We start from the raw sequence: 20,509 nt of genomic DNA on the forward strand, positions 1-20,509 counted from the left end.
CCAGCCCAGGATTCTACCGTTGTTCAAACGCCAATCTCCTCATGCCGCTCATAGCCGCCCGGCAAGCCGAAGGTTTTCATGCCGCCCACCGCCTCGATCGCTTGACGCACGAAACGGTCGTCCACCAGGTCCTTGGCGACGAATGCCGGATCGAGATCGGCAAGAAACTTCTTGTCGCCTTCGATCAGCGTGTCTTTGAGGCGGCGCACCAGTTCTTCGGTGTAACTGGGGAAGGGATAAGGCTGAAAGTCGATGCGGTGCTCGTCCCAATTGGCGTGCTGGATCGCACCGTCCGCCAAATAGGCGGCGCGGTCGCTGGCAGCCGGGGCCAGGACTTTGCTCAACACCGGCTCGGCGTGTGGCGTGTAACGGTTCGGGCCATCCTTGGACAAGAGCTTCACCGCCTCTTCGCGGTTGTCGCGGGTCCACACCTGGGCCTTGACGATAGCGTTCACTACTTTCTGCGACCACTCCGGACGGTTGGTCAGATCGTGTTCGTGCATGAACACCACACAGCACGCGTGGTTGCGCCATACGTCGCCAGTGAAGCGCTGCACGCGGCCGACCTTGAGGTTCTCGGCCAGCGCGTTGAACGGCTCGGCGACGATATAGCCGTCGATGCGCTTGCTGGCCAGTGCGGGCGGCATGTCCGACGGCGGCAACACGATCAGGTTGACTTCATTGGCGGCAATCGAACTGCCGGTCGCACGCGTCACCGGCGTGAGGCCGTTGTCGCGGAACAGCTGTTGCACAACCACGTTATGGATCGAGTACCAGAACGGAATCGCCACCGACTTGCCGCCCAGTTGCTTCACGTCGGTTATGCCTGGCGATACAGTCAGGCCCGAGCCGCCCACATGGTTCCAGGCCACGACTTTGGCCGGCACCTTGCTGCCGTAGCGCGCCCACACGGTCATCGGTGACAGCAGGTGAATCACGTTGACCTGCCCCGAGATGAACGCCTCGATCACCTGGGCCCAACTGCGCAACAGCACCGGACGTTCGGCCTTGATGCCTTCGGCTTCGAACAGGCCGTTGTTGTGGGCAACCAGCAACGGCGTGGCGTCGGTGATCGGCAGATAACCGATACGCACCGGCGCGTCGGGCTCATTGGCGGCACGCGCCTGCAGGCTGCTCAACAGCGGCAAGGCGCCGGCGGCACTGAGCACCGCCGAGAGTTTGAGAAAGTCACGGCGCGAGTGGGTCAGGTCATCCAGACACATGGCTAAGCTCCTGTTGTTCAAGGGGGTTGGGTTGAGGGCGGCTCGCCTGCCGTAAGGTTTTCAGAATATCGATACGCAGCGCGCCGATGGCCTCGACCTGTTCGTCCCGAGGTTGCGGCAAGTCGATATGCCATTCACCCAACGTCCGTGCCGGGCGGTTACCCAGTAGCAGGATGCGGTCGGACAGCAGTAGCGCTTCGTCGATGTCATGGGTGATCAATACCGCCGCCGAACCTTGCTCACGGTTGACCTTGAGCAGCAGGTGCTGCATGTCGGCGCGGGTCACTTCGTCCAGCGCGCCGAAGGGCTCATCCAGCAGCAGCACTTGAGGCTGGCGGGCCAGGCAGCGGGCCAGCGCGGTGCGCTGGGCCATGCCGCCGGACAGTTGCGCCGGGAACTGCTGGCGCGCATGTTCCAGGCCTACCGCCGCGATGGCGTGGTCGACACGACGGCGGCGCTCTTCAACACTCAGGTGCGGTTGGCGGGCGAAGTCCAGGCCAAAGGCGACGTTCTTTTCCAGGTTCAACCAGGGCAACAGGCTTGGGTCCTGAAAGGCCACCGCCACCCGTGGGTGCGGACCGCTCAAGGGTTCGCCCAACACGTGCACACGACCGGCCTGGGGTAGCTGCAAGCCGGCAAGCACACGCAGCAGGCTGGATTTGCCCACGCCGCTGGGCCCCAGGATCGACACCACTTCGCCCGCCTGCAACTGCAAGTCAAACCCTTGCAGTACCGGGCCGCTGGCATACCCCAGGCAAATCCCCTGGGCCGTCATGACCGCCTGGCTCATAGGTTGGCCTGGCGCTGCAACTCAGTGCGCAGTTGCACCAGGCTGGGCGTCACAATCGGCACAAATGCCGACTCGCGCCAGCGCCGCGCAAAACCACTGCCGTGGGCGGTGAGGTAGGCCTTGCCGCCACTGGCCTGCAGTTCAAGCTGCACGGCGCTGGCGGCGGTTTCTGCCAGGGCAATGCGCAGCTTGAACAAGGGGATCGGCTCGGCAGCAAAGCGCCCGGCCAGCAACCCGCTCTTGAGCTCGCTGACCAGATGGTCCAGCGTCGCCCGCAAGGCTTCCAGCTCTTCGCGCAACACCGTACGGCTGGCCCCCAGATGATTGGCCACCTCGGCCAGGGAACGGCGGGCCAGGCCAATCGACATGCCGCACTGCAAGCCAAGAAACGCCGGGCGCACTGCCGGCAGGAACTTGCGCGCGTCCTCGTGCAGCAACCAGTCACGGCTCAGCTCCACGCCTTCCAGGCCAAGGGCAGCGGTGTTGCTCGATTGCAACCCAAGCAGCTCCAGATCGCGGGAGCGCTGCAAGCCCGCCACTGAATCCGGGATCGCCAGGATAAACGGCGTACCACCGCCGGCATGTTCGATAGCAGCTGCGGCGACAAAACCATTTTTGCGCAGGTTGGTCACCCAATGCAGACGACCGTTGAGCGTCCAGCCATGCTCGTTGGGCTCGGCGCTGATCTGCAACGACTCGATACCCGATATGAACTTCATCGCATTCGACAGCCCGGTGGCTCCGGCCAACTTGCCGCTGAGCAGGTCCGGCATCAGGTGTTCGCGCAGGCGCTGATTGGGGCTCTGCAACAAGTACTCGATAAACGAGCGCTGGCCCCAGCACACAAATGCCGCCGCCAGGGAATGGCTGGCCATATTGGCGATGGCCTCGACCGCACCCGTCACGTCACCGCCCAGCCCGCCCAGTTGGGTGGGCACACCGATTTTCAGAATATTGGCTTCTGCCAGGCGTGGCAGCACTTCCTGTGGATCGCAACTGCCCACATCCAGGGCCTGCGCTTGAACATCGAGCCAACGGCTCAAGATTGGGTCAAGCATTCATGTCTCTCCTTTTACAGCAGGTGGACCATCGCCGATTCAGCTTGCCGGTTTTTCCCAGCGGTACTGCGCCAGTTCCGGGTTCAGCGGGGTACGGGCAAACACGTTAGCGAAGTTGCACAGGGTTGCCAGGCTTACGCCCAGGATGACCTCCAGCGCGTGGCCCTTGGTATAGCCGGCCGCGAGAAATGCCTCAAAGCCGGCATCGCTGACATCACCCCGAGTGGCGATCACTTCGCGGGTAAAGGCGGCGAGTGTCTCATAGCGAGTATCAGGCAGCTCACCCAGCCGGCGCAGGGCCTCGATCACGTTCTCGGGCAGCTTGGCCTTGTTGCGCGCAACGGCGGTGTGGCCGGCGACACAGAAATCGCACCCGTGGGTAGTAGCAGCAATCAACTGCACCACTTCGCGGTCGGCCAGGCTCAGTTCGGCCTTGGCATTCAAGCCGGAGACAGTGATATAGGTTTCCAGCGCCGCCGGTGCATTGGCCAATACCGCCAGCAGATTAGGAATGAAACCCGAGGCCTTCTGCGCATTTTCCAGGAAAGGTTTCGCCGCTTCCGGGGCGGTGTCAGGGGTGAGCAACGGTACACGGGACATGGAGTGGTCTCCTGTTGGGTTCGAGTGCGCCAGTCTGTTGGTTCTAAAAAAATCGCTCAATAGGCTAAAGTAGCGATTACTTGCTCTTGAGTCTTTCCATTAGATGAATTCGTCCAGCACACTTGTCGATTGGTTATTAGATAGCCTTGAACTCAATACCAATTTGTTTCACGTCGGCCGCTACTGCGGTGACTGGCACGCCAGCACGCACGGCCTGGCCCAGGCAAGCTTCCATTTGATCGTGCAGGGCGATTGCTGGCTGCATATCGACGGTGATCCAACGCCCCGGCACCTGAACAATGGTGACGCCGTGTTTCTACTGCGTGACCTGGCCTATCGGTTGTCCGGGGAAAGTACCGCGGCAAGCGCCCAAGAGTGCCCTCGCCGGCCGATGCTGCCCCTCGATAGCAGTGCCATGGATGGCGTGGGCCTGGTTTGCGGCTTCTTCCATTTCCAATCCGGCTTGTCGGCGATGATTGTCGACAGCCTGCCCGCCTGGATCATCCTGCGTGCCGGTGATCCATCGTTGACCGCTGCGCGCAATCTGTTCGAATTGATCCTGCAGGAGTGCGAGCGCCTACCCGCGCCCTCCTCGGCCTTGCTCGAACGTCTTTGCCACTTGTTGTTTTTATATGTACTGCGCCAGCAAGTCATCGACAACACTGAGCTGGGCGGCCTGGCAGCGTTGGGCCGGCAACCGGCATTTGCCGGCCTGCTGGAGCAACTGATTGCGCGCCCGGCCGAGCCCTGGAGCCTGGAAAGCATGGCGGCGTGCACGGGGTTATCCCGTTCGGCGTTTTTCAAGCGTTTCAGGGAGTTATGCGGGCAGTCGCCGGGGCAGGTATTGCTGGTGATACGTATGCGCCATGCCTGTGGGCTGCTCAAGGCGGACCAGACCGTGGCCGAGGTCTCGCTGGCAGCCGGGTATCAGTCGGTGGCCGCATTTACCCGGGCCTTTCATAAAGTCACCGGTCAGCAACCCGGCGCCTATCGCAGGGCACAAGCCTAAGCAATCGCCGGTTTGCGCTACCCCAGGCAAGTGCTGGCCATGCTGGATATCTGATCGCCCCGGGGGGCGCATTAAAGGTTGGCATAAATGCCTTGACGCAAATGCGTCACCGCCCGCAGGAACCCTTTGGGCTGATCCTCCACGCAAGAGTAGTCATGGCGCACTGTCAGACTTTCTACGATCAACCCGAAGGACACCTGATGCTATTACCCCTCACTCATGCAGCAGTCCCCCATCACTCCACGGCTTCCACCGAACCGCAGCGGTCCAGGCCGTCACCCTATGACCCCCCCTTAGACCTGCAGCTGGGCGTACCGAATATCAGGACGCACCTGCTGCTTGAAAAAAGTGATGTGACCTTCAGCCGGGAAATTACCTGGAGCACCCGGAACCCCGAAAAACCGCAGATCAGCTCCAGCCGACTTGTGATAGAAACCAGTAACGGCGCCGACGAGGTCCACGTGCGCAGTTGGCCGGGCGACAAGCTGCAGTTCATCATCAACGGCAGACCGTATGTGCTTGACGCCAAAGCACCACAAGGCCCGGATCAGAGCCTTTTGATCAAAACCAACGGCGGCGATGACAGGGTCATCATCGATGATGACGTCAAGCACCTCCTGGAAGTACAGGGTGGCGCCGGAAACGACTTCATCCAGGCCGGCGGTGGCGTGTCCGGGCTATTTGGCGGCAGCGGCCACGATACTCTGCTCTTGGGCAGCAACTCAGGCTACGCCGAAGGCAACGACGGAGACGACCTGATCATCGGCGGCAGTGGCAACACCATCATGTTCGGTAACGGGGGCAACGACCGACTCGATGCAGGGGTTGGCAATGCACATAAACAGAACTTGCTCGATGGTGGCGACGGCGACGACAAACTGTATGCCGGTAGCGGGACCAACCATCTGAAGGGCGGCAACGGCGATGATCTGCTGACAGGGCATGACCGTACGTCTTTCTATACCGGTGAAGGTAATGATCGCATCGCCAATCATCGGCCAACGGACAGCATTTACACGCGCGTCAATGATAAGTTGACACTCACCCAAGGCTCGGCCTGGAATCAGGCCAAACCGGGCAAAGCCAGCGAGCAACCAAGTTAACCAACGGTCGCAATACTCCCGTGCGAAGCGCGGGAGTCGGACTATTCTGACAACTCCCAGTGTAAAAACCCGCCACACAGGAGGTGTGTCATGCACGCGACTGAGCAGCCGATCCGCTTGGAGCAGATCAGTCAGGAACGCTTCATCCAGGTCCCAATCCATACTGTTTACGATTATATAACCCAGCCCGACCGCTGGCACGAATGGCACCCCTCCTCCCTCAGCGCCGACACCGGCACCCGCGGCTCATTGCCGGTCGGCTCGCGCTTTACTGAAGACATAGACCTGCTGGGCATTCGCGTATCAATGAGCTACCGCGTGCAAATCGCCCGCTGCCCCGACGAGTTCAAGACCGTGTTCACCTCACTGGCAGTGGACGGTTGTATCCATTATTTTTTGCAAGCTCATCAGGGTGGCACTCGGTTCAAGCGCGTATTGACGTATGAAACCGAACTGCAACTGGCAACCTTGCACGAACGCATGATCAAACTCTCCGCCATCGCCCTGGACCAGCTCAAGCAGCGGTTGGAAAGCCCAAACTTCGTATAATTTAGAAACATTACCACCGCGTCTCAGTGTAAAAAGCAGGGAGAATGCGCGGTTTATTGCTGCGCTTTCAGTGAGACCCCTGATGAAAATCCCATTGCGACTGGCCTTGCTCTGCGCCCTGCTTGCCACCCCCCTGGCCCAGGCCGCCGAGCTGATTCCCATCGATGTACACCGCGATGCCAATTGCGGTTGCTGCAAAAAATGGATCAGCCATCTGGAAAACAACGGTTTCAAGGTCAACGACCACGTTGAAGCAGACATGAGCGCGGTCAAGCAACGCCTGGGCGTCGCCCCGCGCCTTGGCTCATGCCACACGGCGGTAATCGATGGCAAATTCGTCGAAGGTCACGTACCTGCCGAACAAGTAATGGCCTTGCGCAAGCGCGACGACCTGCTGGGTCTTGCCGCACCGGGCATGCCGCTGGGCTCCCCAGGCATGGAAGTTGACGGTCGCAGCGAGGCCTATCAAGTCATTGGCCTGACCCGCGACGGCAAAGACGTAGTAGTAGCCGACTACCCGGCACATTGACCGGTGCTGATGGGTTACCTGGGCCTGTTCGTCGCGGCGTTTGGCGCCGCAACGTTATTGCCCCTGCAATCGGAAGCCGTGTTGGTGGGCCTGTTGCTGAACGGCCAGTACCAGCTGTGGCTACTGCTGGGCATTGCTACGCTTGGCAACGTGCTCGGCTCAGTGGTCAATTGGCTGCTCGGACGCTCGGTGGAACGTTTCAAGGAGCGGCGTTGGTTTCCAGTGAACGCCAGGCAACTGGACAAAGCCCGCCGCCATTACGGGCGTTGGGGGCACTGGACACTGTTGCTCAGTTGGGTTCCGATCATTGGTGACCCGCTGACGCTGGTGGCCGGGGTGATGCGCGAGCCGTTGTGGCGGTTTTTGCTGTTGGTTACCCTGGCCAAAGGCCTGCGTTATGGCGTGCTCGCAGCGCTGACGTTGCAATGGGTGTTAATCCCCCGTTAATCCTCTCCCAAGAGCATCCGGACATCTTTCTCGGAGCCCCAGCCCATGCCTTTCATCCGTTCGTTATGCATAGCCGGCCTGTTTTCAGTGAGCGCCACCCCCGTGTTAGCCGCCACCTATGGCCCCGAACTCCAAGGCTTCCAATACCCCCATCCTCTCCAGCATTTCACCTTCCAATCCCAAGGCAAATCCCTGCAAATGGGCTACATGGACGTGCCCGCCAAAGGCACAGCCAACGGCCGCAGCGTGGTGCTGATGCACGGCAAGAACTTTTGCGGTGCCACCTGGGAAGGTTCGATCAAGGCACTCAGCAGTGCCGGTTACCGCGTCATCGCCCCCGACCAGATCGGCTTCTGCACTTCCAGCAAGCCCGATCACTACCAGTACAGCTTCCAGCAATTGGCGGCCAACACCCACCAACTGCTGGAAAAACTCGGCATCCAGAAAGCCACGGTGATCGGCCATTCCACCGGCGGGATGCTTGCCACTCGCTATGCCTTGATGTATCCCGAGCAAACCGAACAACTTGGACTGGTGAACCCTATCGGCCTGGAAGACTGGAAAGCCCTCGGTGTGCCCTACCAGAGCGTCGACCAGTGGTACCAGCGCGAACTGAAAATGAGCGCCGACGGGGTGCGCAAATATGAACGCGACACCTATTATGGCGGGCGCTGGAAGCCGGAATACGAACGCTGGGTGGATATGCTCGTCGGCCTGAACAAAGGCCCGGGGCATACCCAAGTCGCGTGGAACTCGGCATTGATTTACGACATGATCTTCACCCAACCGGTGTACTACGAATTCAAGGATCTGAAGGTGCCCACCCTGTTGCTAATTGGCACCAGCGACACGACTGCGATCGGCAAGGATGTAGCGCCGCCCGAGGTCAAGGCCAGGATTGGCAATTACCAAGTGCTGGGCAAGCAGGTGGCCAAGCTGATTCCCCACGCCACGCTGGTGGAATTCCCCGGCCTGGGCCATGCGCCACAGATGGAAGAACCGGAGCAGTTTCATAAAGCGCTGTTGCAGGGTATGAATGCCCTTTGATTTCGAGGCCCATGGCATGTCGATACAGATCGCAGTGATAGATGACTGGCAGAACGTCGCCAGTGACGTGGTGGATTGGTCGGCGCTGGACGGCGTGGGCCAGGTGCAGTTCCTCCACGACTACCCCGCTGATACGGCGACAATGGTTGAACGCTTGAAGGGCTTCGAGGTGATTTGCGTCATGCGCGAACGCTCCACCTTCGATGAGGCCCTGCTGCAAGAGTTGCCCAAGCTCAAATTGCTGGTCACCGGCGGTATGCGCAATGCCGCCATCGATATTACCGCCGCCAAGGCCCTGGGTATCCAGGTGTGCGGCACCGACAGCTATAAACACGCGGCGCCGGAACTGACCTGGGCGCTGATCATGGCCTCTACGCGCAATCTGCTCGCCGAAGCCAACTCGCTGCGCGCAGGCGGATGGCAGGTGGGCCTGGGCGGTGACCTGCATGGCAAGACCCTGGGCGTGCTCGGCCTGGGCAGTATCGGCCAGAAAGTCGCGACGTTTGCCCAGGCATTCGGTATGCGGGTGATCGCCTGGAGCGAAAACCTCACGCCGCAACGGGCGGCTGAAGCAGGCGTGAGATGGGTCAGCAAGCGCGAGTTGTTTGAACAGGCGGATATCCTCACCATCCATCTGGTGCTCAGTGAGCGCAGCCGTGGGCTGGTGGATGCCCAGGCTCTGGCGTGGATGAAGCCCACGGCGCAGCTGGTGAACACCGCACGCGGGCCGATTGTGGATGAGCAGGCGCTGGTGCAGGCATTGAGCAGTGGCCGCCTGGCCGGGGCGGCGCTGGATGTGTATGCCCAGGAACCGCTGCCGGCTGATCATCCATTTCGCAGCTTGCCCAATGTGCTGGCCACGCCACATGTGGGGTATGTGAGTGAGCGCAATTACCGGCAGTTCTATCAACAGATGATTGAAGACATTCAGGCCTGGGCCGATGGCGTGCCCATTCGCGTGCTGGGCTGACGCACCATTTAAGGGCACCCCCCCTTGTGGCGAGGGAGCTTGCTCCCGCTGGAGTGCGCAGCGCTCCCAAGATTTTGGGGGCCGCTACGCAGGCCAGCGGGAACAAGCTCCCTCGCCACAGGGGGCATATCGTTAGATTTATTTTGTCCTACAAAAAACCACGCTAAACCCGGCAGGCTCTGGGATCTGGCCTAGACTCATGACCGATGGGTCCGTTCCAAAACAAAAACCCCGCAAAAAATCTAAACTTTCCAACTCCGCCTCAGGTCAAGTTTTAGGTAAGGACGTGCACGAGCGTTTCACGCCGAATGCCCGTTCATCCAATCTTTTTCAGCCGACGTTGCAACTGGCATACGCCTTGCCAGCTTGTATAGCGCTGGTGTGCCTGGCCGCAGGATGCGGCCACTTGGAGCTAGTGGCAGCGGGCCATTAGCGAACCAACAAATGGGAGTGCATTATGATCAGTGCCGCAGTAGATACTCAGGGAGAGCGTTTTAGTCAGCCGGTAGGGGGGCCAACGTCTTTGGTCGACCTGCCCAACACTGTGCGGCCGATCGTGAGTCAGAATCCGAATCGAAAGAAAGTCTTGTTTGTCACTTCCGAGTTCGCCGACCTGGTGAAAACCGGTGGCCTGGGCGATGTGTCCGCCGCCCTGCCCCGCGCCATGGCGCATTTGCACGATGTGCGGGTGCTGATCCCTGGTTACCCGCAAGTGATGGAAAGCGACAACCCGATTCATATCGTCGGTGAACTGGGTGGCCACGCGGCGCTGCCGCCGTGCAAGATCGGGCGCATGGACCTTGCGGACGGCCTGGTCATCTATGTGCTGATCTGCCCCGAACTGTACGAGCGTGAAGGCACGCCGTACGGCGCCAATAACGGCCGCGACTGGCCGGATAACCATATTCGCTTCGCCCGCCTGGGCCTGGCCGCCGCTGACATGGCCGCCAACCTGGCACAGATCCATTGGTGCCCCGACCTGGTGCACGCCCATGACTGGCCCGCGGGCCTTGCGCCGGCGTACATGCACTGGCGTGGGTCACGCACGCCAACGCTGTTCACCATTCATAACCTGGCCTATCAGGGTGTGGTGAGCCTGGCGTCGACGCCCGAACTGGGCATTCCACCCCATGCCCTGCAGCAGGAAGGCATGGAGTTCTACGGCAAAATGTCGTTCCTCAAGGCGGGCATGGCGTATTCCAGCCACATCACCACCGTGAGCGCCACCTACGCCCAGGAAATCACCACGCCGGAATTCGGCTGTGGCCTGGATGGCTTTCTTGCCAGCAAGACTCAACAAGGTCTGCTCAGCGGGATTCCCAATGGCATCGACGAAAGCTGGGAAACGTCCACCGATACGCACTTGACCCACAATTTCAATATCGGCGACTGGGAAGGCAAGGCGATAAATGCCGCCCATGTGCGCGAGCTGTTTGGACTGCACGCGTCCAACGGCCCGCTGTTCGCCGTGGTGTCACGCCTGGTTTATCAGAAGGGTCTGGACCTGACTGAAGCGGTCGCCGGCTTTATCGTCGAAAACGGTGGCCAGATCGCGATCATCGGCCGTGGCGAACCCGAAGAAGAACAGGCCATGCGCGAATTGGCGCTGCGCTTCCCGGGCCAGGTGGGTGTGCGCATCGGCTTCAACGAGACCGATGCCCGTCGCATGTTTGCCGGCAGCGACTTCCTGTTGATGCCTTCGCGCTATGAACCTTGCGGCCTGAGCCAGATGTACGCGCAACGCTTTGGTTCGTTGCCGGTGGCGCGTAATACCGGTGGCCTGGCGGACACCATCGAAGATGGCGTCACCGGCTTCCTGTTCAATGAATCGACGGTGCAAAGCTACGAAGAAGCCCTGCGCCGTGCCTTCAAGGTATTCGCCTTCCCCGGCCTGCTCAACGCCATGCGCAGCCGCGCCATGACACAACCGTTCAACTGGTGCCAGGCGGTTGAACCCTACGCTGAGCTCTACGAACAACTGGTGGCCAAGGCCTTGGGGAAACCAACCAAATAGCCACTTGAACCAACCCGGGAGGTCTTCATAGATGCCGTTACGGACTCTGGACACCTGGCCCCACGGCGCAATCATGCTGGACGCGCAACACACGCGTTTTGCCTTGTGGGCGCCAGACGCTTTTTATGTCAGCGTTGAATTGCAACACGGTAAATCCATCACCCTGCTGCCCCAGGCGGATGGCTGGTTCGAAGTCGAAGCAGCCTGCCCTGCCGGCACGCTCTACCGCTTTAACATCGATGGGGAAAACGCGGTTCCCGACCCCGCTTCCAGGGCCCAGGCCCAGGACGTGCACGGTTGGAGCCAAGTGGTCGACCCCAACGCTTACCCATGGCGCAATACCCAGTGGCAAGGCCGCCCCTGGCACACCGCGGTGATCTACGAACTGCATGTGGGCGCCATGGGTGGCTACGCAGGAGTCGAGAAGCACCTACCACGCCTGGCTGAGCTGGGAATCACTGCGATCGAGTTGATGCCGCTGGCGCAGTTCCCCGGTGAACGCAACTGGGGCTATGACGGCGTGCTGCCCTACGCACCGCACGCCGCCTACGGTACGCCCGAACAGCTCAAGCACTTGATCGACACTGCCCATGCCCATGGTTTGGCGGTGATGCTCGATGTGGTCTACAACCACTTCGGGCCCGATGGCAATTACCTCGGACAGTACGCCAAAGGGTTCTTCCAGGAAGACGCGCATACCCCGTGGGGCGCCGGCATCGATTTCGAGCGCCGTGAAGTGCGGGATTTCTTCCTCGATAACGCGCTGATGTGGCTGCTGGAATACCGCTTCGACGGCCTGCGCCTGGATGCGGTACACGCCATCGATAATCCCGGGTTCTTGCAGGAGCTGGCACACCGCGTGCGTCAGCAGGTGCACGACGAACGGCACGTCTGGCTGGTGCTGGAGAACGAGCTGAACCAGGCCAGCCTGCTGAAGGAAGACTTCAACGCCCAGTGGAATGATGACTTTCATAACGTGCTGCACGTGCTGCTGACCGGTGAAACCGACGCCTATTACAGCGATTTCGCCGAACAGCCCACCGCCAAGCTGGCGCGTTGCCTGGGCGAGGGCTTTATCTATCAGGGCGAAACCACCCGCCACGGCCACGCACGCGGCGAACCCAGCGCGGATCTGCCGCCCAGCGCTTTCGTGGCGTTTTTGCAGAACCACGACCAGATCGGCAACCGTGCCCTGGGCGAACGCTTGCACCAACTGTGTTCGCCCCAGGCGCTGAACGCGGCCACGGCTCTATTGCTGCTCAGCCCGATGATTCCGCTGATGTTCATGGGCGATGAGGTGAATGCGGCCGAACCCTTTCTGTTTTTCACCGACCATCACGGCGAACTGGCCGAGGCGGTGCGCGAAGGCCGGCGCAACGAGTTCGCCGATTTCGCGGCGTTTCACGACCCCGAGCAACGCGAACGCATTCCCGATCCCAACGCACTGGAAACCTTTGTGCAATCGGCACCCTCTTTCGTCGAGAACGAGCACACCCAGCTCTATCGTCGCCTGTTGAGCCTGCGTCACCAACACATAGTGCCGCACTTGCCGGGCACTGTAGCCTTGGGCGCGCAGGTGATGGCCGAGGGAGCTGTGACGGCGCGTTGGCGCCTGGGCAATGGCAGCCTGTTGCAGATCGACCTGAACCTGAGTGAACAGCCTCTGGATCACCCCGCGCGCCACCCCATCATTTTTCAGACGCCTGCCCAGCAAGGTACGCAGTTACCACCGTTGAGCGCACGCGTTTGCTTATCACCTGTCGGAGAACACTTTTGAGCGAAGCGAACCTGGAACTACTCGCCAGTCGCGCGGGCCTGGCCGTCGATTGGATCGATGCCAACGGTCGCCCGCAACACGTGCAGCCCGAGGCCTTGCGCGCCGTTCTCAAAGGGCTGGGGCACCCGGCCGATACCGACGCCGAGATCGACGCCAGCCTGCAGGAACTGGAGCAGGTGCAACAAGACACGCACCTGCCGCCCTTGATCACCATCGACAGCGGCGCAAGCCTGGACCTGGCCCGCTACTTCGCCCCGGACACGCCGTGTCGCGTCAGCCTGGAAGGTGGTGAAACCCTGGAGCTGCGCCTGGACGGCAATGCGGTGCTGCCCGGGGTGATTGCCCTCGGCTACCACCAGGTGCATATCGATGGGCAAACCTTCACCCTGGCCGTTGCGCCCAGCCACTGCTACAGCGTGGCCGACGCGGTGGACAGCCGCCCCGCTCGCGCCTGGGGCTTGAGTGCCCAGCTGTATGCCTTGCGTCGCCTCGGCGATGGTGGCTTCGGGGACACCCTGGCCCTGGAGCATCTGGTGCGCTCGGCGGCCGAGCGCGGTGCCGACGCAGTGGCGATCAGCCCCATGCACGCGATGTTCAGCGCCGACCCCGAACGTTTCAGCCCTTATTCACCGTCCAGTCGCCTGTTTCTCAACAGCCTGTACGCCTCGCCCGCCTGCATCCTTGGCGAGCGTGAAGTGCGCGACGCTACCGAGGCCGTCGGCCTGACCGACGAACTTCGGGATTTGGAGCAACTCACGCTGATCGACTGGCCCACCGCCGCCAAGGCCAAGCAACGCCTGCTGCGTGCGCTGTATGAAGACTTCCGCCACGGCGCACATCCGCAACATGCCGACTTCCAGAGCTTCCGCCAGGCCGGCGGCGAGGCCCTGGAAAACCACTGCCGCTTCGAAGCCGTGCAAGCGCAACGTGCCGCCGCCGGCGAGGAGCTCGACTGGCGCCACTGGCCCGAAGACTGGCGCACGCCGCAGAGCCCGGCGCTGGCGCGGTTTGCTGAAGAAAACCGCGATGAGATCGGCTACTTCGCCTTCACCCAATGGTTGATCGCCCGCAGCCTGGCGCGCGCGCAACAGGCCGCCCGTGGCAGCGGCATGGGCATCGGCCTGATTGCCGACCTGGCGGTGGGTGCCGACGGTGGCGGCAGCCAGGCATGGAGCCGCCAGGATGAACTGCTGGCCGACCTCACGGTTGGCGCACCGCCGGACATTCTCAACCGTGCAGGCCAGGGTTGGGGCATCTCCGCCTTCTCCCCGGAAGGTCTCAAACGCAATGGCTTTCGCGCGTTTATCGAAATGCTGCGGGCCAACTTCGCCCATGCCGGTGGCTTGCGCATCGATCATGTGATGGGCCTGCAACGCCTGTGGGTCATCCCCCTGGGTGCCTCGCCCCGCGAAGGCGCCTACTTGTATTACCCGGTGGACGACCTGCTGCGTTTGCTGGCGCTGGAATCGCACCGCCACCAGGCCATCGTCCTCGGTGAAGACCTGGGTACGGTGCCCGAGGGCCTGCGTGAAAAGCTCAGCGCCCGCTCGATTCTGGGTATGCGCGTATTGCTGTTCGAACAGGACCACGAAGGCCGGTTCATGCCGATTCTTGACTGGCCCGACAATGCTTTGGCCACCACCAGCACCCACGACCTGCCCACCCTCAATGGCTGGTGGCACAGCCGTGATATCGAGTGGAATATCCAGCTCGACCTGATCGACCCTCCCACCGTGGAGCAATGGAGCGAACACCGTCTGCGCGAACGTCATGCACTGCGCCAGGCCTTGAGCCAGGACCCGCAGAATTTCGTCGATGAGATCCGCAACGACACCGATCACGTGATCGACGCCAGCGTGCGCTACCTCGGCCACACCCGTGCGCCACTGGTATTGCTGCCGCTGGAGGACGCGCTGGGCATCGAAGAGCAAGCCAACCTGCCCGGCACCCTCGATACCCACCCCAACTGGCGCCGACGCTTGCCAGGCGAGGCCGCCAGCCTGCTCGACCACGACAGTGCTGCGCGCCGCCTCGAACTGTTGGCCGTGGCGCGTAACCAAGCCTATGAGCGTGACCGATGAACGTACTGCCCCTGCGCGCCACCCAGCGCCTGCAATTTCATAAAGGCTTTACCCTCGATGATGCGGTGCCGCTGGTGCCGTATTTTGCCCGCCTGGGCATCAGCCACCTGTATGCCTCGCCACTCCTGAGCGCCCGCGCCGGCTCCATGCATGGCTACGATGTGGTCGACCCAACCCGCGTCAACCCGGAGCTGGGTGGCGAGGCTGCGTTGCGTCGCCTGGTCGCCGCCCTGCGTGAGCACGACATGGGCCTGATCCTGGATATCGTTTCCAACCACATGGCCGTGGGTGGCGCGGATAATCCGTGGTGGCTGGACCTGTTGGAGTGGGGCCGTTTGAGCCCCTACAGCGAGTTTTTCGACATCCAGTGGCACTCGCCCGATCCGTTGCTCAAAGGCCAATTGCTGATGCCGTTCCTGGGCAGCGATTACGGCGAAGCCTTGCAGAGCGGAGCGTTGACGCTCAAGTTCGACGCCGTTCACGGCAGCTTCTACGCCGAGCATTACGAGCATCGCTTCCCGATCTGCCCACGGGACTACGCCTTGATCCTGGGCGGCGATGAGGTGCTCAAACCGCTGGCCGAGCGTTTCGCCGCCCTCGCCTATCAGGACGATGCCTACACCGAAGCTGCTTGGCTCAAGCAGGCGCTGGCCGAACGCGCCACCGAGGTCTTGCCGGCCATCAAGCAACGGCTGGCCGCTTTCGATGGTCGCCAGCCTGAGGGTTTCGAGCGCTTGCATCATTTGCTTGAGCAACAGACCTACCGCCTGGCCAGTTGGCGCACCGCCGCAGACGACATCAACTGGCGGCGCTTTTTCGACGTCAATGAGCTGGGTGGCCTGCGCGTGGAGCGCACGGCAGTGTTCGAAGCCACCCACGGCAAGATTTTCGAGCTGATCAGCGCAGGCTTGATCGATGGCCTGCGCATCGACCATATCGACGGCCTGGCCGACCCGCGTGGTTATTGCCGCAAACTGCGCCGCCGCGTGGACGCGCTGTCGCCACAGCGCCATGTGCCGATCTTCGTGGAGAAGATCCTCGGCGAAGGCGAAACCCTGCGCGAAGACTGGCAAGTGGACGGCACCACCGGCTACGAATTCATGAATCAAGTGTCTTTGCTGCAACACCATCCTGACGGTTTTGCTCCGCTGGCCGACCTGTGGACGCGCCACAGCGAACGGCCCTCGGCGTTTATCGAAGAAGCCCGCTTGGCGCGCCAGCAAATCCTCAATGGCTCGTTGGGCGGCGACTTCGAAAGTGTGGCGCAGGCCCTGCTGCAAGTGGCCCGCGATGATGTAATGACCCGCGACCTGACCCTGGGTGCGATCCGTCGGGCCTTGCAGGAGCTGATTGTGCATTTCCCGGTGTACCGCACCTACATCAGTGCCAGGGGCCGCAGCGCCGCCGACGACAAGGTGCTCCAGCAGGCCATGGACGGTGCGCGCAGTACCCTTAACGAAGGCGACTGGCCGGTGCTTGAACACCTGGAAAAATGGCTGGGCGGCCAGCCTTGGCGTAATCGCCCGGTGGGCCGTGAGCGCAAGATCCTCAAACATGCCTGCGTGCGCTTCCAGCAGCTGACATCACCCGCCGCAGCAAAGGCCGTGGAAGACACCGCGTTCTATCGCTCGGCCGTATTGCTGTCGCGTAACGACGTGGGCTTCAGTACCGAACAATTCAGTGCGCCGTTGGCAGACTTTCACCAGGCCAATCAACAGCGCCTGGCCAGCTTCCCGGACAACCTGCTGGCCACCGCCACCCATGACCACAAGCGCGGCGAAGACACCCGCGCACGCCTGGCGGTGCTCAGCGAGTGCGCGCCCTGGTATGCAGAACAGGTCGAACACTGGCGCAACCTCGCCGCGCCCTTGCGCGAGGGTACCGACAGCCCCTCGGCGGGTGATGAGCTGATCCTGTATCAGGTGCTGCTCGGCAGTTGGCCGCTGGAGCACAACCCGGACTTTGAGGCTTACCAGCAACGGCTCTGGCAATGGCAACAGAAAGCTCTGCGCGAAGCCAAGTTACACAGCAGCTGGAGCGCGCCCAACGAAGCTTATGAGCAGGGTGTCGAGCGCTTCCTCAAGCGTCTACTGCTCAGCGAAGCCGGCCGACCGCTGCGCGATGCGCTCGACAGCGCCGCTCAAGCCATCGCCCCCTCCGGCGCTCTGAACAGCCTGGCGCAAACTTTGCTTCACCTCACCGTGCCGGGTGTACCGGATGTGTACCAGGGCGACGAGTTCTGGGACTTCAGCCTGGTGGATCCGGACAACCGACGCCCGGTGGATTTCGATGCGCGACAGCGTGCCCTGGATACCCCACCCGACATCGGTGAGCTGTTGTTCAACTGGCGCGATGGGCGTATCAAACAAGCGTTGATCGCCCAGGTGCTGAACGCACGTAGAGCCTGTCCCGAGCTGTTGCGCAACGGCAGCTATACGCCGCTCGAAGTAGTGGGTCGGCACGCGGAGCGCGTGGTTGCGTTTTACCGTGAGCACCAGGGCCAACAGCTGTTGGTGGTGGTGCCGCGCTGGCCTTATCCGTTGCTGGAAAACGGTGTATTTCCCCACATCAATGCGCAGGTGTGGGGCGATACCCGGGTGAGATTACCGTTCGCCACCCCAACACAAAACTGGAAGGGACTTTTTCAAACAGGCGCAGTCACACCCAACAAGGAGCTGTTGATCAGCGCTGCCCTGGGGGATTTCCCGGTCAATGTCTTTATCAATCCTGATAATCAAGAAAGCTGAACATTTTCTGTGAGGAGTTTGTGATGAGTAAAGAAGACAAACGTATTCGCGAACTGGCGCATCAGATCTGGGAGTCTGAAGGCAAGCCGGACGGTGCGCACGATCGCCACTGGGAGATGGCGCGCAAACTGGCCGAAGCCGAGGCGCTGACGCCCAGCAAGCCCAAGCCTGCCGCCAAGCCGAAAACCGCGCCCAAGGCGGCCGCCAAACCCAATCCGGTAGCCGCCAAGCCTGCGGCGAAAAAACCGACCGCCCCCAAGAAACCAAAACCACCCGCCCCATGATTTCTCGGGCCTGCAGCCGTTATCCCAGGCTACAGGCCCTTTTTCGTCCATGTCCTTCGCTGAAACACCGTCAGCACGGCCGCGTTCGGCCCGAGAAAAGACCCCTTGCAGGAGCAACACCATGAGCAAACCCGAGAACACCACAGCGACGCCGGATCATGAACCGTCGCGGATTCGTGAAGGTTTGCCCTTCCCGCTCGGCGCCACCTGGGATGGCCTGGGCGTCAACTTTGCACTGTTTTCGGCCAACGCCACCAAAGTGGAGTTGTGCCTGTTCGATGACACCGGCGAAGTCGAGCTGGAACGCATCGAACTGCCCGAATACACCGACGAGATCTTCCACGGTTACCTGCCCGACGCCCACCCCGGGCTGATCTACGGCTACCGCGTGTACGGCGCGTACGACCCGGCCAATGGTCATCGCTTCAACCACAACAAGCTGCTGATCGACCCCTACGCCAAGCAACTGGTGGGCGAACTCAAATGGTCGGAGGCGCTGTTCGGCTACACCATCGGCCACCCGGATGACGACCTCAGCTTCGATGAGCGCGACAGCGCGCCCTTCGTGCCCAAGTGCAAGGTTATCGACCCGGCACACACCTGGGGCAACGATCAACCCGTACGGGTGCCCTGGGACCGCACGATCATCTATGAAACCCATCTGCGCGGCATCAGCATGCGCCACCCTTCGGTGGGCGAGTCCGTGCGCGGCACCTGCGCCGGCTTGATGGAAGACGACGTGCTCAAACATATCCGCCAGTTGGGCGTCTCTTCGGTCGAGCTGCTACCGGTGCACGCCTTCGTCAACGACCAGCACTTGCTGGAAAAAGGCATGACCAACTACTGGGGCTACAACAGCATTGCCTTCTTCGCCCCCGACCCGCGCTACCTGGCCAGCGGCAAGATCGCCGAGTTCAAGGAGATGGTCGCGCACCTGCATGAGCAGAAGCTGGAAGTGATTCTGGACGTGGTCTACAACCACACCGCCGAAGGCAACGAGCGCGGCCCGACCCTGTCCATGCGCGGCATCGACAACGCCTCTTACTACCGCCTGATGCCCGACGACAAGCGCTTCTACATCAACGATTCCGGCACCGGCAACACCCTCGACCTGAGCCACCCTTGCGTGCTGCAAATGGTCACCGACTCCCTGCGTTACTGGGCCACCGAGATGCATGTGGACGGTTTCCGCTTCGACCTGGCAACCATTCTGGGCCGCTACCGTGACGGGTTCGACGAACGCCACAGCTTCCTGGTCGCCTGCCGCCAGGACCCAGTGCTGCGCCAGTTGAAAATGATTGCCGAACCCTGGGACTGCGGCCCCGGCGGCTATCAGGTGGGCAACTTCCCGCCAGGCTGGGTGGAATGGAACGACCGCTTCCGCGACACCGTGCGTGCGTTCTGGAAAGGCGACGACGGCCAACTGGCGGATTTTGCCGGGCGCATGACCGCCTCGGGCGAGATGTTCAACCATCGTGGGCGCCGGCCTTACAGCTCGGTGAACTTCATCACCGCCCACGACGGTTTTACCTTGCACGACCTGGTCTCGTACAACGACAAGCACAACGAGGCCAACGACGAAAACAACCAGGACGGCAGCAATAACAACCTGTCGTGGAACCACGGTGTCGAAGGCCCGACCGACGACCCTGAGATCAACGCACTGCGCCTGCGCCAGATGCGCAACTTCTTCGCCACCCTGCTGCTGGCCCAGGGTACTCCGATGATCGTCGCCGGTGACGAGTTCGCCCGCACCCAGCATGGCAACAACAATGCCTACTGCCAGGACAGCGAAATCGGTTGGGTCAACTGGGACCTGGACGATGACGGCAAGGCCCTGCTCAAGTTCGTCAAGCGCTTGATCAAGCTGCGCCTGGCCTACCCGATTCTGCGGCGTGGACGCTTCCTGGTCGGCGACTACAACGAAGACATCGGCGTAAAAGACGTCACCTGGCTGGCGCCCGATGGCAACGAAATGAACACCGAGCAATGGGAAGACAGCCAGGGTCGCTGCCTGGGCATGTTGATGGATGGCCGCGCCCAGGAAACCGGGATCCGCCGCGCGGGTGCCGATGCTACGCTGTTGCTGGTGGTCAATGCCCACCATGACATGGTCAATTTCCGCCTGCCGCCGGTGCCAGAGGGTGAATTCTGGACGTGCATGCTCGATACCAATGAGCCGGCGATACGCGGCCAGGAGCGTTTTGACTTTGAGCATGAGTACGCCGTGACCGGCCGCTCATTGCTGTTGTTTGAACTGCAGCGTGAAGACGAGGTGTGA

General features: G+C 61.6%; 17 protein-coding genes. 13 read left to right on the top strand and 4 right to left on the bottom strand.

All coding sequences use genetic code 11. From position 1 onward, the window contains the following. Nucleotides 1-23: 23 nt before the first annotated feature. The 4 genes from QMK52_RS22040 to QMK52_RS22055 are packed head-to-tail and all read right to left on the bottom strand — an operon-like array spanning nt 24 to nt 3,671. A complete protein-coding gene (locus QMK52_RS22040; RefSeq protein ID WP_005788052.1) occupies nt 24-1,223 on the bottom strand; it encodes an ABC transporter substrate-binding protein in 1,200 nt (399 codons plus the stop codon). Continuing rightward, entirely contained in the window at nt 1,210-2,013 is an 804-nt protein-coding gene (locus tag QMK52_RS22045) for an ABC transporter ATP-binding protein (RefSeq protein ID WP_005788050.1), read from the bottom strand. Before QMK52_RS22045 ends, QMK52_RS22040 begins: the two co-directional genes overlap by 14 nt. Then, a complete protein-coding gene (locus QMK52_RS22050) occupies nt 2,010-3,071 on the bottom strand; it encodes an acyl-CoA dehydrogenase family protein (RefSeq protein ID WP_320403412.1) in 1,062 nt (353 codons plus the stop codon). Before QMK52_RS22050 ends, QMK52_RS22045 begins: the two co-directional genes overlap by 4 nt. Before the next feature lie 39 nt (nt 3,072-3,110). Continuing rightward, the gene (locus QMK52_RS22055) at nt 3,111-3,671 is read right to left on the bottom strand and encodes a carboxymuconolactone decarboxylase family protein (RefSeq protein ID WP_032875627.1); all 561 of its coding nucleotides are present in this window, start codon (nt 3,669-3,671) and stop codon (nt 3,111-3,113) included. Between the two features lie 103 nt (nt 3,672-3,774). Between QMK52_RS22055 and QMK52_RS22060 the strand changes: the two genes are divergently transcribed. From QMK52_RS22060 to glgX, 13 genes are all read left to right on the top strand, one after another. Beyond that, a complete protein-coding gene (locus QMK52_RS22060; protein WP_005788046.1) occupies nt 3,775-4,680 on the top strand; it encodes an AraC family transcriptional regulator in 906 nt (301 codons plus the stop codon). A gap of 200 nt (nt 4,681-4,880) precedes the next feature. Next, the gene (locus QMK52_RS22065; RefSeq protein WP_320403413.1) at nt 4,881-5,783 is read left to right on the top strand and encodes a calcium-binding protein; all 903 of its coding nucleotides are present in this window, start codon (nt 4,881-4,883) and stop codon (nt 5,781-5,783) included. Between the two features lie 90 nt (nt 5,784-5,873). Next, complete coding sequence (locus QMK52_RS22070) at nt 5,874-6,332, top strand: SRPBCC family protein (protein WP_320403414.1); 459 nt, start codon at nt 5,874-5,876, stop codon at nt 6,330-6,332. 82 nt (nt 6,333-6,414) lie between these two features. Then, the gene (locus tag QMK52_RS22075) at nt 6,415-6,861 is read left to right on the top strand and encodes a DUF411 domain-containing protein (RefSeq protein ID WP_005788041.1); all 447 of its coding nucleotides are present in this window, start codon (nt 6,415-6,417) and stop codon (nt 6,859-6,861) included. Nucleotides 6,862-6,870: 9 nt separating this feature from the next. Beyond that, the gene (locus QMK52_RS22080) at nt 6,871-7,308 is read left to right on the top strand and encodes a YqaA family protein (protein WP_005788040.1); all 438 of its coding nucleotides are present in this window, start codon (nt 6,871-6,873) and stop codon (nt 7,306-7,308) included. Between the two features lie 45 nt (nt 7,309-7,353). Then, nucleotides 7,354-8,355, top strand: coding sequence for an alpha/beta hydrolase (locus QMK52_RS22085; RefSeq protein ID WP_320403415.1), 1,002 nt, complete (start codon nt 7,354-7,356; stop codon nt 8,353-8,355). Nucleotides 8,356-8,371: 16 nt separating this feature from the next. Then, nucleotides 8,372-9,325, top strand: coding sequence for a D-2-hydroxyacid dehydrogenase family protein (locus QMK52_RS22090; protein WP_320403416.1), 954 nt, complete (start codon nt 8,372-8,374; stop codon nt 9,323-9,325). Nucleotides 9,326-9,782: 457 nt separating this feature from the next. Further along, nucleotides 9,783-11,339, top strand: a complete 1,557-nt coding sequence (gene glgA / locus QMK52_RS22095) for a glycogen synthase GlgA (RefSeq protein ID WP_005788034.1) — start codon at nt 9,783-9,785, stop codon at nt 11,337-11,339. 31 nt (nt 11,340-11,370) lie between these two features. Then, nucleotides 11,371-13,116, top strand: a complete 1,746-nt coding sequence (gene treZ / locus QMK52_RS22100; RefSeq protein WP_320403417.1) for a malto-oligosyltrehalose trehalohydrolase — start codon at nt 11,371-11,373, stop codon at nt 13,114-13,116. Then, nucleotides 13,113-15,197, top strand: a complete 2,085-nt coding sequence (gene malQ, locus QMK52_RS22105) for a 4-alpha-glucanotransferase (protein ID WP_320403418.1) — start codon at nt 13,113-13,115, stop codon at nt 15,195-15,197. The genes treZ and malQ overlap by 4 nt, the downstream gene beginning before the upstream one ends. Then, on the top strand, nt 15,194-17,944 hold the full coding sequence (locus tag QMK52_RS22110; RefSeq protein WP_320403419.1) for a malto-oligosyltrehalose synthase: 2,751 nt from the start codon (nt 15,194-15,196) through the stop codon (nt 17,942-17,944). The genes malQ and QMK52_RS22110 overlap by 4 nt, the downstream gene beginning before the upstream one ends. A 23-nt stretch (nt 17,945-17,967) precedes the next feature. Next, entirely contained in the window at nt 17,968-18,228 is a 261-nt protein-coding gene (locus QMK52_RS22115) for a DUF2934 domain-containing protein (protein ID WP_005788027.1), read from the top strand. Nucleotides 18,229-18,349: 121 nt separating this feature from the next. Further along, a complete protein-coding gene (gene glgX, locus QMK52_RS22120) occupies nt 18,350-20,509 on the top strand; it encodes a glycogen debranching protein GlgX (RefSeq protein WP_005788025.1) in 2,160 nt (719 codons plus the stop codon).

It is taken from the genome of Pseudomonas sp. P9_2 (assembly GCF_034008255.1).
Classification (GTDB): Bacteria; Pseudomonadota; Gammaproteobacteria; order Pseudomonadales; family Pseudomonadaceae; genus Aquipseudomonas; species Aquipseudomonas synxantha_A.